8 protein-coding genes are annotated in these 16204 nt (G+C 38.7%); 4 read left to right on the top strand and 4 right to left on the bottom strand.

Features of this window, described 5'->3' with window-relative positions:
- Positions 1-273: 273 nt before the first annotated feature.
- Together B0I10_RS03005 and B0I10_RS03000 are read left to right on the top strand one after the other, a co-directional pair.
- Positions 274-5193 (top strand): MopE-related protein, encoded by a 4920-nt coding sequence (locus B0I10_RS03005; RefSeq protein WP_112085013.1) that lies wholly within the window; start codon positions 274-276, stop codon positions 5191-5193.
- A 202-nt stretch (positions 5194-5395) separates the two neighbouring features.
- Entirely contained in the window at positions 5396-5863 is a 468-nt protein-coding gene (locus tag B0I10_RS03000) for a DUF6252 family protein (protein WP_112085012.1), read from the top strand.
- A gap of 76 nt (positions 5864-5939) precedes the next feature.
- On the opposite strand, the gene bioB is transcribed toward B0I10_RS03000, so the two are convergent.
- The 3 genes from bioB to B0I10_RS02985 form a co-directional block, all read right to left on the bottom strand.
- Positions 5940-7025 (bottom strand): biotin synthase BioB, encoded by a 1086-nt coding sequence (bioB, locus tag B0I10_RS02995; RefSeq protein ID WP_112085011.1) that lies wholly within the window; start codon positions 7023-7025, stop codon positions 5940-5942.
- Positions 7026-7130: 105 nt separating this feature from the next.
- Positions 7131-8447, bottom strand: coding sequence for an HTTM domain-containing protein (locus tag B0I10_RS02990; RefSeq protein WP_112085010.1), 1317 nt, complete (start codon positions 8445-8447; stop codon positions 7131-7133).
- Positions 8447-9376, bottom strand: coding sequence for a bifunctional riboflavin kinase/FAD synthetase (locus B0I10_RS02985; RefSeq protein WP_112085009.1), 930 nt, complete (start codon positions 9374-9376; stop codon positions 8447-8449). The genes B0I10_RS02990 and B0I10_RS02985 overlap by 1 nt, the downstream gene beginning before the upstream one ends.
- A 163-nt stretch (positions 9377-9539) precedes the next feature.
- Here B0I10_RS02985 and B0I10_RS02980 point away from each other — a divergent pair, with 163 nt between their 5' ends.
- Together B0I10_RS02980 and B0I10_RS02975 are read left to right on the top strand one after the other, a co-directional pair.
- Positions 9540-12206: a zinc-dependent metalloprotease gene (locus tag B0I10_RS02980; RefSeq protein ID WP_112085008.1), complete on the top strand. Its 2667-nt coding sequence runs from the start codon at positions 9540-9542 to the stop codon at positions 12204-12206.
- A 106-nt stretch (positions 12207-12312) separates the two neighbouring features.
- Complete coding sequence (locus B0I10_RS02975; RefSeq protein WP_146740301.1) at positions 12313-15606, top strand: reprolysin-like metallopeptidase; 3294 nt, start codon at positions 12313-12315, stop codon at positions 15604-15606.
- Between the two features lie 53 nt (positions 15607-15659).
- On the opposite strand, the gene B0I10_RS02970 is transcribed toward B0I10_RS02975, so the two are convergent.
- Positions 15660-16169 (bottom strand): hypothetical protein, encoded by a 510-nt coding sequence (locus tag B0I10_RS02970; RefSeq protein WP_112085006.1) that lies wholly within the window; start codon positions 16167-16169, stop codon positions 15660-15662.
- Positions 16170-16204: the final 35 nt, after the last annotated feature.

Raw genomic sequence — 16204 nt, 5'->3', positions numbered from 1 at the left:
CAAGGCGTTGCGAAAGGCGTTCTTGCTTGACAAAGAAACAACATTTACTGATTTATATTGCTTTTATTTTTGGAATAAAATAACGGCATGAATGGTCAAAATAACGGCATGAGTAAAATATTCATGCGATGTGTTTTATTTTTTGCTTTGAAAGCCAAAACCTTTTGTTAAAGGAACGGCATTCTGGTCCATTTTAACGGCATCGTTCATCTATTGAATAACGCTCCCTTGTTTATCTTTAATTTTGTTTGTACTTTTTAAAATAAAACATTTATGAATTTAAAATTAGAAATACCCAGTAAAATCATTTTAATGGTAGTATTTATGTTCTTTGGTTTTGCACAAGCACAATCCCCTTTAGAACCCACCAGTTTGGTGGTCACTTCCATGAATACCGGGGGGATGATACAATTTACCGGACCTTCCAATAACGGAGGATCTGCAATCTTTAATTATGAGTATTCTACTGATAATGGGGTAAGTTGGGTTACGCCTTCACCCGAAGTAACAGCAAGTCCGCTGGTTATCAGCAGTGGCTTAACCAATTGTGTTACTTATCAGGTGAAGCTACGTGCTGTAAATGCCACAGGCAGTGGCACAGCTTCGGTAGCTATGAGCTTAACGCCCACCACATCTCAGAGTAGTGGAATAATATGGACAAGTAGAGCCTCCGCAGGCAATAATATATGGAATTCCATCACCTACGGCAATGGTCTTTTTGTGGCGGTGGCATCTAGTGGTACCGGCAACCGTTTGATGACCAGCCCAGACGGAATTACTTGGACTTCGAGAGCCTCCGCCGCCGATAATACATGGAATTCCATCACCTACGGCAATGGCCTTTTTGTGGCGGTGGCATCTAATGGTACTGGTAACCGTGTGATGACCAGCCCAGATGGATTTACTTGGACTTCGCGAACCTCTGTGGTGGATAATAATTGGCAAAGCGTTACCTATGGTAACAGTCTTTTTGTGGCTGTAGCAACTTCGGGTGCGGGTAACCGCGTGATGACCAGCCTAGACGGAATTACTTGGACTTCCAGAGCCTCAGCAGTGAATAATAGCTGGAACAGCATTGCCTATGGGAACGGACTTTTTGTGGCAGTGGCAAGCTCTGGTAGTAGTACCCGTGTTATGACTAGCCCAGATGGAATTACTTGGACGTCGAGGACCTCTGCAGCGGACAACAGTTGGCAAAGTGTTACCTATGGCGATGGCCTTTTTGTGGCGGTGGCATCTAATGGTACTGGTAACCGTGTAATGACCAGCCCAGACGGAATTACCTGGACTTCGCTAACCTCTGTGGTGGATAATAATTGGCAAAGCGTCACCTATGGTGACAGTCTTTTTGTGGCTGTAGCAACTTTAGGCACGGGTAACCGCGTGATGACCAGCGCAGACGGAATTACTTGGACGTTGAGAACCTCCGCAGCGGACATTAACTGGCGCAGCGTTGCCTATGGCAACGGACTTTTTGTTGCGGTTGCGCAGTCTGGTTCAGGAAACCGGGTGATGACAAGTAGTTTTTCTTTGGTGCCCGATGCACCGGCGATAACTTCAATTAGTGAAAGAAATAATTCCCTACGGGTTACTTTTACGCAAACCGCTTCGGTACATGCGCCTTTGACTAGCAATTATGAGTATTCAACTGATAATGGGAGCACTTGGACAGTTCGTAATCCAGCCTCTAATCTAAGTCCGATAGACATCGCAGGCCTTAGCAATGGAACAACTTATCCTGTTGTAATAAGAGCGATTAATTCAGTTGGTAGTTCTTGTATTTCCAATGAGGAAGAAGCAACGCCTTCCTTTGGCACGGTTCCAGATGCACCTACCAATTTGGTGGTAACCCCCATTGATACCGGCGGTATTGTACAGTTTACTGCACCTATCAATGATGGAGGATCTGCAATCACTAATTATGAGTATTCAACTGATAACGGAGAAAGTTGGATAACACCTTCTCCATCAATAACCGGTAGTCAATTGTTCATAGGTAGTGGATTAATCAATTGTTTTACCTACCAAGTGAAGCTCCGTGCGGTTAATTTAGCCAGCAGTGGTTCGGCTTCGGTAGCCATTAGTTTAACGCCCAACACATCAGGAAGTAGCGGTATTACCTGGATTGCAGGAACAGCTGCGGCAGAAAGTGAGTGGATTAGTGTTACTTACGGTAACGGCATTTTTGTAGCGGTGGCGGCCACCGGCACTGCTAATCGTGTGATGACAAGCTTGGATGGAATTAACTGGACGGCTAGAACCTCAGCGAATAACAACCAGTGGGTTAACGTTACTTATGGCAACGGACTTTTTGTGGCGGTCTCACAATCTGGTTCGGGAACTCGTGTGATGACGAGTCCGGATGGGATTATTTGGACGGCAAGAACCTCAGCGTCGGATAATAATTGGGTGAGCGTTATTTACGGCAACGGACTTTTTGTGGCAGTGGGACAGTCTGGTTCGGGTAACCGCGTGATGACTAGCCCGGACGGGATTAACTGGACGTCGAGGAGCTCTGCAGCAGATTATAGCTGGAGTAGTGTTACCTATGGCAATAGCGTTTTTGTGGCAGTGGGATTTTCTAGTTCTGGAAACCGTGTGATGACTAGTCCAGATGGAATTAACTGGACTTTGAGAACCTCAGCGGCGGATAATATTTGGCGTGGCGTTACTTACGGAAACGGTCTTTTTGTAGCGGTGGCAGGTAGTGGTTCGGGTAACCGAGTAATGACAAGTCCTGACGGGATTACTTGGACGGCAAGAGCTTCTGCTTTGGATAATGCCTGGGTTAGCGTTACCTATGGCTACGGTCTTTTTGTTGCAGTGGCACAAAATGGAATAAGTAACCGTGTGATGACCAGCCCGGATGGAATTATTTGGACGTTAAGAACTTCCGCAGCTGAAAACATGTGGAATAGTGTCACTTATGGTAATGGAATTTTTGTAGCAGTAGCAGGCAATGGCTCGGGCAACCGTGTGATGACCAGTAGTTTTTTACCATCAGCCGATGCACCCCTAATTACTGAGGCATCGATTAGTGGTACAACTGTTTCAGTTGAATTTACGCAAACTGCTTTATTAGTAGCACCAACAATAACGAATTATGAATATTCTTTAGATAATGGTAGTACTTTTACGGCATTATCACCAGATGTCACTACAAGTCCTTTAACATTAGAATTGCCAAGTGTACCAAGTACTATCATGATTCGAGCAATCAACAGTGTTGGTGCATCTTGTGTTTCAAATAATTATATTTTTTGCACACCAACTACAACAACCGAAACGATCACCGCTTGTGATAGTTATACTTGGGCGGAAAACGATCAAATTTATACTCAAAGTGGTGTCTATACTAATGTGGTTGATTGTGCTACCGCTACGTTGAATTTAACAATCAACATTACTTCTGTAGCACCAACGGCTTCAGCTCAAATTTTTTACGGAAATACTACGGTTGCCGCTTTAACCGCAACGGGAAGTAACCTTCAATGGTATACTTCTGAAACCGGGGGAACTGTTTTACCACCAACAACGCCGATTGCTACAGGAATCTACTATGTTTCACAAACACAAAATAGCTGTGAGACTATAAGAACTGTGGTAACAGTTACAGTAAATAGTACTGCAGCACCCGCTGCTTCATTTCAAACTTTTTGCGGAAATGCTATGGTTTCAGATTTAGTTGCAATAGGTGCTGCCTTGCAATGGTATGATGTTGCCACAGGAGGTGCTGCTCTAAACACTAATACAGTTTTATTATCGGGGAACTATTATGTTTCCCAAACGCTTGATGGACTTGAAAGTGAACGAACACTTGTTGTGGTAACTATTTTAATTCCAATCACGTATTATGCGGATAGTGATAGTGATGGGTATGGAGACGCTGCTATTTCACAACAAGCTTGTGTGGCGCCAGTAGGTTATGTACTCAATAGTTTAGACTGCGACGACAACAATCCAGCAATTAACCCCGGAGCAACAGAAATCTGCTACGATGGTTTAGACAACGATTGTGATGGCACTATCGATAACGGTTGTACACCTATTGTTTCAGTGGTACTACCTAATCAGTGTGGTACGACGTTGCCATTTGTAAACAGTTATGTGAATGCTGCTTTGGTGCCGGGAGCTCAAGGTTACCGTTTTAGAGTAACCAACATGGCAACTAATGAAGTACAAACAATCGACAGATTTTTACGTCAATTCCGTATCACGCAATTAAGCAATTATGCGTTTAATACAACCTATGCGGTTGAAGTTTCTGTTAGAATCAACAACGTGTGGCAACCGTTTTACGGCACACCATGTACAATAACCACACCGGATACGACCACACAAATTCAAGCTTCGCAGTGCAATACAACAATGAACAATATCAATAATGCAATTTTTGCAAACATTGTTCCTTTTGCCACTGGATATAGATTTAGAATTACCAATACTTTGGATCCAATTGACGTTCAAACAAGTGATCGTGTGATTAGGGATTTAAGATTGAATACTTTACCAAACATCCAATACAACACGACTTACAATGTTGAGGTAGCGGTGAGAAATACAGATGGAACGTACTTGTCGTACGGATCGGTTTGTAACATTACTACCCCCTTATTCCCAACGATTGGCTTGCAAGATGCGCAGTGTGATGAATACCAAGTTACTTCAAACACAACAACTCTTTTTGCAGCGTCTTATCCAGGTGCCCAACAATACCGTTTCTTATTAGAAAACGAGAGTCAGTCATACAGCCAAACGTTTGATAGACCCTTGCGAACAGTAACGTTGAATAATTTCACCGGTTTGTTATCAGGTACAACTTACACTGTTAGAGTAGCCATTCGTTTGAATGGAGTTTGGGGGCCTTACGGAAAATCGTGTAGCATTATTACGCCAGGAGCCGGAAGACCGGATGAAGTAACCAGAATGGATGTAACTACAATTGATGGATTCAAAGCCATTGCTATTCCAAACCCATTTGCCACAAGTTTTGGTATTGATGTGAAAACTTCTAACACTGAACCAGTAAGTTTGACCGTGTATGACATGACCGGAAGACTTTTAGAAGTGAAGGAAGTGAAAGCACAAGATGGAACCAACTACCAATTCGGAGACCGTTATCCATCGGGTGTTTACAACGTGATTGTAACGCAAGGGGAAGAAACGAAAACCGTGCGGGTGGTGAAACAATAGGACAAAGGTGCTGAGGGACTGAGGTTCTAAGGTACTGAGTTAATAAAACTAGAACCTCCGAGAAATCGGAGGTTTTTTTATGTGCTTTTGTCTTTACATTAAATAAAGAGTGAAGTAGTTAAATTAATAATTTTATTAAGGGGAGTTCAAAAATGAAAAGTTACATTTGCAACCAATTAAAAATATAAACGATTACTTATTTATGAAAAATTTATTTTACCTATTGATTGCCGTATTTACTTTAAGTTTAACTTCGTGCTCATCTGATGATTCGTCAACCAATAATGATGATGAATTATATGTTCGATTTACATTAAACGGGGAACAAAAAGAGTATATGGATCCTGCCACTATTACATCTCTTAGAAGATTAATACTTGGTGACGATATGGAAAGTGCAGAATATGAAAGAATTTCGTTATGGATGCCGGTTGTTATTGAAACAGGAACATTTACAATTACAAGTGATACACCTACCGATGCAAATTTAGAGACACTTTATTCTGCAAACATTTGGATGGGAGAGGAAGTAATTGATGCTTCAACAGGAACACTTGTTATTACAGATTTAGATGCAGAGTATGTTAAGGGAACTTTTAGCTTTTCTGGCACTAACGATGAAGGTACTACTGTAGTGGTGACAAACGGAACTTTTAGAGCTTACAGATAAAACGTTTGAATTAAAGACAAAAAGACCTCCGAGAAATCAGGGGGGGGCTTTTTGCTTAACCTTTTTCTTGGTTTAATTATTTATTTTTAATAGAAGCATCTAAGTTTCTTTCAATAGTATGTCCGGGTCTTGACCATTTTGGCTTTTCGCCTAAGGCTTGAAATTTTGAATCTTCTGCTTCGACAGTTGTTGGTTGCATGATTTTGATGAATGGTTTTTGAGGTTTTAACCCCAACAAATCAAACATTTTCATGTCTTCATTCACATCCGGATTGGGTGTAGTGAGTAATTTGTCTCCTGCAAAAATAGAATTAGCACCTGCAAAAAAGCACAACGCTTGGCCTTCTCTACTCATTTCAGTTCTTCCGGCAGACAGACGCACTTGTGTTTCCGGCATCACAATTCGAGTGGTGGCGACCATACGAACCATTTCCCAGATTTCAATTGGGTTTTGTTCTTCTAGCGGCGTTCCTTCCACAGCAACCAAAGCATTAATAGGAACTGATTCCGGTTGCGGATTTAACGTGGATAAAGCAACTAACATTCCTGCTCTATCGTCTATACTTTCTCCCATGCCAATAATTCCACCACTGCAAACGGTAACATTTGTTTTTCGCACATTATCAATGGTTTGTAAACGGTCTTCAAAGCCACGGGTTGAAATCACTTCTTTATAATATTCTTCTGATGTATCTAGATTGTGGTTATAGGCATATAAACCGGCTTCGGCCAAACGGTGAGCTTGATTTTCTGTAAGCATACCTAATGTACAACAAACCTCCATGTCCAATTTATTGATGGTTCGCACCATTTCCAACACTTGATCAAATTCGGGCCCATCTTTTACATTCCGCCATGCTGCTCCCATGCACACACGTGAAGAACCGGTTGATTTAGCACGTAATGCTTGCGCTTTTACTTGTTGAACGCTCATTAAGTCATTTCCTTCAATGTTGGTGTGATACCGAGCGGCTTGCGGACAATAGCCACAATCTTCCGGGCAGCCACCGGTTTTGATGGATAGTAAAGTAGAAACTTGCACAACATTTGGGTCGTGGTGCTCCCGATGAATAGAAGCTGCCTCAAAAAGTAAGTCCATCATCGGTTTGTTGTAGATGGCAATAATTTCCTCTTTAGTCCAATTGTGTTTAGTGATGCTCATGGTTTTAATTTATGAGTCAAAAATACTTATTTTCTAAAGATTTAAGTAAAGGAGAAGTGAAGATTTTTTAAGAATTAATCAACAAAATTATTTTTCCATTAGATTTCAATTTTTATCATACAACAAAATCCAGTCATTATGGCCAAAATAATTCCACTCTGCTTCAGCAAAATCAACAGTGGGGTCGATAAAGGTTTTGTAGGGCTTGTTGTTAACGGACAGCTGTGAATCAATAAAAATACTGACCTCTATGTTTTTCTCCGCAAATTCTTTTTTAATGTGTTGAGCCATTTGCCATATTCCGTCCGGTTTACTGGAAACCAAACCAAGCTGTTTTCGGGTTAATTTTTCAACAATATTATACGGTAGTTCTTGGTTTGTTTTTTTATCAATTACTTTAAAATGTGTACTGCCGCTTTTTTGTCTGAGCATCATTCGCCAACTTAAGCGGTGGGCTTCTTCTGTCCAAAGCACATCTCCTTTAATAAAATAATGTCGGATAGGAAGAATGAGTTGAATGACAAAAAAAGGGATAAAAAAATACGTTATTGCTTTTGAATACGAATAGCTTGCACTTAAATCTTCTAATTGAAGTTGTGGTTTCTTTTTGAAAAAGAGGTTTCGAATGGTTTCGGGCGAATAGAAAAACACAATAAAACTTATGGCAAAATAAGGAAAAATACCAATTTGTAATGTAATGGAATTAAATAAGTGAAAAATCAAACTAGCGATTAAAGCACTATTTCTAGTTCTCTTCCAAAGCAGCGCAGGGATGATTAATCCATCAAAGAAAATTCCGGCGTACGCAATAAAAACATGAAACCATTTTTCGGTAAACACAGTGCCCAAAACGGGGAAGTTAGAAAGGTTTGAAAATAAAATACCTGTAAAAGTTCCATCTAGCCAATCCGGATAAAATTTCGCCAACGTTGCATAAAAATAGACAATGGTCATTTGAATAATCATCACCCATGCACTCCATCTAGGCATGGTAAGACTCTTTATGTTCGGATTTCTTTTAGCGTCTATAGCGGCATAGTGATTGGCAGGAAGAAAAAGCATGATTAAGCAAACCAAAATGAGTAAATAATAATGATTGTTGTAGGATGCTTTTTGCATTAAGTAAACACCAATCCACAACAATGTAAAAAAGCCTAAAGAATAGCGATATTTATAGCCAAGCATAATAAAAACGCCTAAAATCCCCATTATTACATAATACAAATACATGCCGTAACCGGGTAGAGGAACTAAAAAATCAAAACCAATATGTGGAATGTGAACTGTGGGGTCAATTAAATTTTTTTTAACCCAACCGGTAAAAATGGCTACAATGCTTTCTGCTGCAATTAAAAGCCCAAGTGTAATTCTAAATAGAATTAAAGGAGCATTATCGATGGGTTCAAAAGCTTTTTTTAGCATCACAGAGAATTTATATATTGAATGGCTGCTGTTTTATCTTTTAAAAGTTGCTCTTTTAATTTATCAACATTTTCAAATTTCACTTCATCACGAATTCGATCCAAAAACTGAATTTGAATTTTTTTAGAATACAAATCAGCATCAAAATCAAAAAAGTGTATTTCAATTGATTTTGAATCGCCATTAACCGTCGGATTAAATCCAATGTTCATCATTCCGTAAACCAATTTATTTTTCATCAAACTTTGAATAATATAAACGCCGTTTTTTGGAATCAATTTATAGGATTCGTGTAGTTGTAAATTAGCGGTGGGAAAATCCAACGTTCTTCCGATTCCTTTTCCCTTCACGATTGTTCCGGTTAAAAGATAATTGTATCCCAGGTAGTCATTTGCCAATTTTATCTGACCATCAATCAAAGCATTGCGAATTTTTGTAGAACTAACCGAAACTTCATCAATTTCCTGAGCCGAAATTTGTTCTACTTCAAAATTATATTTTTCGCCATATTCAATTAAATCATTTATGTCAGCCGTTCGATTTCTTCCGAAACGATGATCGTAGCCAATAATAATTTTTTTCACATTAAACTGATTTACTAAAATAGTGTAAACAAATTCTTCTGCCGTTAATCTGGAAAATGCTTGATCAAAAGGATGAATGATTAGGTTGTCTAAGCCGGATTTTTTTAATAATTCAGTACGTTCTTCAATGGTATTTAAGAGTTTAATTTCTGTACTGTCTTGGAGCACCATTCTTGGATGAGGAAAAAAAGTGAGCACCAAACTTTCGCATTCGCACAAAGTCGAATTTTGGATTAGTTTTTCAATAATTTTCTTGTGTCCAAAATGAACCCCGTCAAAGGTGCCAAGTGTCAACACAGTTTTGTTTTTGGGTTTGAAATCGTAAATAGATTGAAAAGTTTTCAAAGATTTTTTTTTACAAATTTAATTATTATAAAAATAAATCCAACAACTTTATAATTAATAAGAATATTCTAGATGAAAGAATTAAAAAATGATGTAAATCTTTAAAAATATTAAAGAATTATTAAAAATATGATATATTTGTCCCCTAATTAATTTCCAAAAAATGAAAAAAATAGTACTTTTAACCTTATTTACAGTGTTGTCTTTTCTAGACAGCAATGCTCAAAAAATTAATTTTTGGACACCTGTAAATGAAAATGTTACAGCAGTATCAAAAACTGCTCAAAGAGAATCATTTCCTTTAAATTTTACTTTGTATAGTCTCAATGTTGAGGCGTTTAAAGCTGTTTTGGTTACAGCACCGGATCGCTTTTTGTCTGAGAAAGGAGTCATTGTTACGTTGCCAAATGCACAAGGTGAAATGGAACGCTTTGAATTGTTTGAAGCTTCAAATTTTGAACCGGAATTGCAAGCCCAATACCCAGAAATCAGATCCTATATCGGAATTGGGATTGATGACAAAAAAGCTCAATTAAGAATGAGTATTGATCCAAAAGGAGTTCAAACCATGATTTTAAGAGCCGGTAAAAAAACTGAATTCATGGAGCCATATGCAGAAAGTGGAGTAATTTATGCTGCTTATGTATCTGCAAGACAAAAAGGAAAAATGCCATTTACATGTTCTACCGTTGATCATTCAGTAAGCAATAGGCTTTCTGAAGGGTTAGATAATCAAGAGGTTATGGCTAATAATGGTGTTTTAAAAACATTTCGATTAGCTTTATCATGTACCGGAGAATACGGTACTTATCACGGTGGGGCTGCAGGAGCCTTAGCGGCAATGAATGCAACAATGACCAGGGTTAATGGTGTATTTGAAAAAGATTTAGCCGTACGATTAAATATTATTGCTAATAATAATTTGGTCATTTATACTAACCCCGCTACTGACCCCTACTCTCCTGCTTCAGGTATAAATAATTGGAATAATCAATTACAAACAACGCTTACGAATGTAATTGGTGAAGCAAATTATGATATAGGCCATTTATTTGGTGCTACAGGTGGAGGTGGAAACGCAGGATGTATTGGATGTGTTTGCGTAGATGGCCAAAAAGGAAGTGGAATAACTTCACCGGCAGATGGTGTTCCTGCAGGGGACTTTTTTGATATCGATTATGTAGCTCATGAACTAGGGCATCAGTTGGGAGCCAATCACACTTTTTCTGAAAGCTTAGAGCCTTTTGGTGTAAATGTAGAACCCGGTAGTGGATCAACAATCATGGCATACGCAGGTTTAACAGATTTTAATGTGCAAAACAATAGTGACGATTATTTTACATATCGAAGTATTTTACAAATTCAAAATAATTTGGCCAATAAGCCTTGTGCCAATAATATTCCGCTTAATAACCCTGCTTTAACCATAACTTCAGGCGGAAATTGGACTATTCCCAATGGAACAGCATTTATTTTAACCGGTACAAATCCGAGCAATAACCCCGGAGCAACTTTTTCATGGGAGCAAAACAATAATGCAACCAGTGCGGTTACAGGCGCGAATAGTGTTTGTTACCCTACCAAACCGGCAGGGCCAAACTTTAGATCATTGCCTCCCGTTGACACGCCTATTCGTTATATGCCTGCATTTAGTTCGGTATTAAGCAATAATTTAACTACTACTTGGGAATCTGTTTCAACCATTGGAAGATCAATGTCATTTACGTTGACAGCCAGAGATAATATAGCGAATGGAGGACAAACCAGTACCGCAACTTCAAACATTACAGTGAGTGCTACAGTGGGTCCTTTTGCGGTTACTTCGCAAAATACTGCCGGAGTTTCATGGAATCAAGGGTCTACTCAAACCATCACTTGGTCTGTTAATAACACAACAACTTTACCCGGTTCAGCGAATGTTGATATTTTATTATCAACTGATGGCGGGCTAACGTTTCCAACCGTTTTAGCAGCCAATACACCTAATGATGGTTCAGAAACCATCACTGTTCCTACTGTTGCAGCCGTAAACTGTAGATTGTTGATTCGGCCTACAGGGAATATTTATTATGCTTTAAATTCAACCCCCTTTGCAATCGGCTATACCGTTACGGTAGCGTGTAATACTTATAGCGGTACCTCTTTGCCAATTATCACTGCTGCTGGAGTTCCTGCAAATCAAATTGGAACGATTAACGTACCGATGACCGGTGAGATTAACAGTATTTCTGTTTTCAATAACATCACACATACCTATTTATCAGATGTAATAACAGACATTAGTAGCCCGCAAAATCCAACTAACTTTGTACGTGTTTACAATCGATTATGCGGCCAAACAAATGGGACATTGAATTTGAAGTTCATGAACTCAGGTAATCCAATTAATTGTACAGCAGGTGCTGCAACATTGCAAACCTTACAATCTGCTGAAAGTTTTTCTGTTTTCAACGGACAAAACCCACAAGGAACATGGAGGTTAAGAGTGTATGATACTTTTCAAGGAGATAATGGAACATTAAACTCGTGGAGTATTGAAATTTGTACACAAACAGTAACTTTGTCGACTGAAAATTTTGGTTTTGATGCTTTCACGGTTTATCCAAATCCGAACAAAGGAAACTTTACCGTTAGTTTTGATAATCCTTCAGACGAAACGGTAATTATTGCAGTGATGGATATGAGAGGCAGAAAAATATTTGAAAAGAACTACCAATCAGGGTCTACTTTTAACCAAGAAATTCAACTAGAGAATGCCCAAACTGGGGTTTATTTATTGAATCTTACAAACGGTGACAGAAAAGAAGTAAAACGTATTGTTGTTGAATAAAACGCATAGTTTTTATCAAAATCATAGAAGACCGTCAGCTTTGACGGTCTTTTTTTTGCGTTTTCTAAATAAAATTCATTATTTTAGAGCCGTAAAACTAAATTTCATGAAAAAACTATTATTTTTAATTTTTTGCGTACTGATTTCTTTTTCAAGTTATTCTCAAAAGAATTACTGGGAAAAGAGCACTAAGGAAAATTTATCACCAATTCAAAGAGTACAAAGAACAACTATTCCCGTTGAATACGAGGTGTTTACTTTGGATTTGCAAAATTTTAAAGCAGAATTGCTTAAAGCCCCTAAAAGAGAATCATCACAATTACTTTCTAATGTGATCGTAAATTTTCCAAATGCCGAAGGAGAATTTGAAAGCTTCAGAATATACGAAGCTTCTATTATGCATCCCGATTTACAAGCTCAATTTCCTGACATAAAATCGTATGTTGGAGTAGGGTTGGGAAATAAGTCGGCCATGGTCCGATTCAGCACGACTCTATTTGGTGTTCATGCTATGCTTTTCGCTGCGGATAGAGAAGTACATTATATCGATACTTATACAAGCGATTTACGTCAATATATGGTTTATTCCAGAAAAAATATTTTACCAAGTTCTGCTTTTACTTGTCTTGTAGAAGATGAAATTATGGAAGAGGTTGAAGGGATTCATTTTTCTCCAAGAAATAGCAATACTATTTCATCCAATACGGGAATTTTCAGAACGTATCGATTAGCCTTAGCATCTACTGTAGAATATTCTCAATATCATATTAATCAAGCAGGTTTAGCCGGAGGAACGGTAGCCCAAAAAAATGCTGTGGTTTTGGCTGCAATGAATGTAACAATGACGCGTGTAAATGGTGTTTATGAACGGGACATGTCTTTAACGATGCAGATTGTCCCAACCAATACTAATATAATCTTTTTTACACCGGAAAAGCCTGATACATTAGATAATAATAATACAGGTAATGCATTGTTAAATCAAATTCAAGGTGTAATTGATACGGGTATTGGTTTTAATAATTATGATATTGGTCACGTATTTAGTACAGGTGGCGGCGGAGTTGCCTCTTTAGGATCACCCTGCACCGCGAACAAAGCGAGAGGAGTTACAGGATCTTTTGCCCCTGTTGGCGATCCATTTGATATTGATTTTGTAGCCCATGAAATGGGGCACCAGTTTGGAGCTACACATACACAAAATAATAGTTGCCAACGAACCGCTGCAACCGCAATCGAGCCAGGAAGTGCCTCAACCATTATGGGATATGCAGGAATTTGTGCACCAAATGTTCAAAATAATTCAGATGCTTATTTTCACGTAGCCAGTTTACTTCAAATGGATAATTTTGTTGCCGGAACCGGAAATTGTTCGGCCAATATCAATAATAATAATGATGCCCCAATCATTCAACCGATTCAAAATTATACTATTCCAAGAAGTACAGCTTTTGTTTTAGAAGGAAATGCCACCGATGCGAATGGTGATGCGTTGACCTATTGTTGGGAACAGACCGACACTGGAATTGCCATCCAACCTCCAACGGCAACTGATGCAGCAAACGGACCACGATTTCGTTCTAGAAATCCATCTACTAGTCCCAATCGATTTATGCCAATAATGTCAACCATTTTAACAGGAGCAACCGCAAATCAATGGGAAGTTGTTCCCTCCATCGCAAAAACGATGAATTTTTCCCTACTTGTTAGAGACAATGGTTTTCCTAATGGAGGGCAAACAGCACGAACAACTATGACCGTGACAACTGTGGCCAATGCCGGACCTTTTTTAGTTACCACACCAAACACCAATGTTGCTTGGGTTGCAGGTTCTAATCAAACAGTTTCATGGGATGTTGCCGGAACTACAGCCAACGGAGTAGATACTCCCTATGTAGATATTTATTTATCAACAAATGGCGGAGCAAGTTTTCCAACTCTTTTAGCAAGTAAAGTGCCGAATGATGGTTCAGAAATAATTACTGTGCCAGGGAGTATTGGAAACTCCAATAGAATAATGGTAAAAGGACACAACAATATATTTCTAGATGTTTCCAACACAAACTTTTCAATCACAGCTCCAGTATCAACAATGGCTATTGCCTTTAATGGGGTAGAGGGAGAGCAAAATAAATCAGTTTGCCAAGGAAGTAACGCCGTTTATAATTTAGCGTATCAAACTTTTGCCGGATTTACCGGTACTACAACCTTTTCTGCAACCGGCAATCCTTTCGGGACAACCGTTTCATTTGTGCCGGCTTCAGCCTCCGCTCAAGGAACTGTACAAATGCAAGTAACCACAAATGCTTTAACGCCAATAGGTATTCATGCAATTACTGTTACGGCAACTTCAGGAGCAACGATCAAAACAGTTAACATGTATCTGGAGGTTGTTAGTGGAAACTTTAGTTTAGTAACCTTAAATTCACCTGCCAATGCCGCAGTTGTAGAGCCTTCAGGTGTTTCTTTCACTTGGACAGCAGATCCAAATGCAACACTTTATTCTGTTCAAATTGCTTCTGATGCTTCATTTACAACAATCGTTGAAGCGAATGTAGTGTCTACCAACAGCTATATAGCCTCTAATTTACCAAATGCAACTACTTTATATTGGAGGGTTTCTCCCGGAAATGAATCTTGTTTAGGAGTGTTCTCTTCAGTATTCTCTTTTTCAACTACCTTTTGTGGCACGGCAATTTCAACTAATGTCCCCGTTGTGATTCCTGCTGCAGGAACACCAACAGTAAATTCAACCTTAACCATCCCTGCAGGAGACAATGTAGTAATTCAAAAAGTTACCGTTACCGTAAATATTGCTCATACTTGGATAAATGATTTGATTGTAACCTTGATAAGTCCAACCGGAACACAAGTTCAGTTGATGAATAGAGAATGTAATCCAAACCAAGGTATTCCAAATGCGATAGCGACATTTGATGACAATGGAATTGTTTTGGTATGTGGAACAAATCCCGGTGTTTCCGGAGTTATACTTCCCGAACAACCTCTCTCTGCTTTAAACGGTCAAAATTCGCAAGGGGTGTGGACACTTCGAGTACAAGATGTATTTAATCAAGACGGTGGTGCAATTAACAGTTGGAGTATTGCTATTTGTAGTGAAAATGCTCCGGCAAGTGTTGGGGACGTTACCCCTTTAAATTTCGGTTTGTATCCAAATCCAACCAAAGGGAACTTTACCGTTCAACTGGACCAAGTGCAGTCAGAAAAAGTTGGAATTACTGTTTATGATATGCGTGGACGTACAATTTTTGATCAATTCTTTTCTAATAACGGAGCTTTCAATCAAGAAATTCAACTGGCAAGTCCGCAAATAGGTGTTTATTTGGTGAAAGTTTCTGATGGAAATAGCACTGAAACAAAACGATTGATTATTGAATAATTTTTAGATAGTCTATACAACCCATTAGCAAATTTTGTTAATGGGTTTTTTTATTACCTTTTAGTTTCGATGAATGTAATGATCTGAGGCACCTTTTCGCAAATTAAAGAAAGACTAAAAGTAACTTCCTTTTTATTGGATGTTAATTTCAAATTTCCTTGATCAATTTTAAAGTAACCGGTTTGTCCTTTACAGAAGCAATGACGACCAAAAATAAGTTTGGTTTGCTGTAGAGCAGAATCAGTTAAATCCAGCGAGGTGTCTGAATTTTTAATTTCAAAAATAATGTCTTCACGATAATGACCGTCCTGCACATTAGCTTCTGTAGTTCGGTTGTATTGATAATGGATTACCGTGGTTCCTTCTTGATCCTTAATATCATAATACATGCCACCTAACTCATCATGAAGTAGAATGAGCTGTTTGTTTTTTAAAATTTCTACTTCGCATGTTCCGTCTTGCGGACATTCGCTGCTGAGTGTTGGCATAGCTGTTGAACTGTTTTTTTGAGCGTTACAGGAAAATAATAATCCAAATAAAAAGAGTGCAATTATTTTTTTCATGGTTGAGGTTTTTATTACTAGTTTCAAAAAGTAAG

Origin of the sequence: Flavobacterium lacus, assembly GCF_003268815.1 — a bacterium.
Taxonomy (GTDB): Bacteria; Bacteroidota; Bacteroidia; order Flavobacteriales; family Flavobacteriaceae; genus Flavobacterium; species Flavobacterium lacus.
Note: the sequence above shows the minus strand (reverse complement) of the source record. Positions and strands in the feature narration are given on the sequence as shown.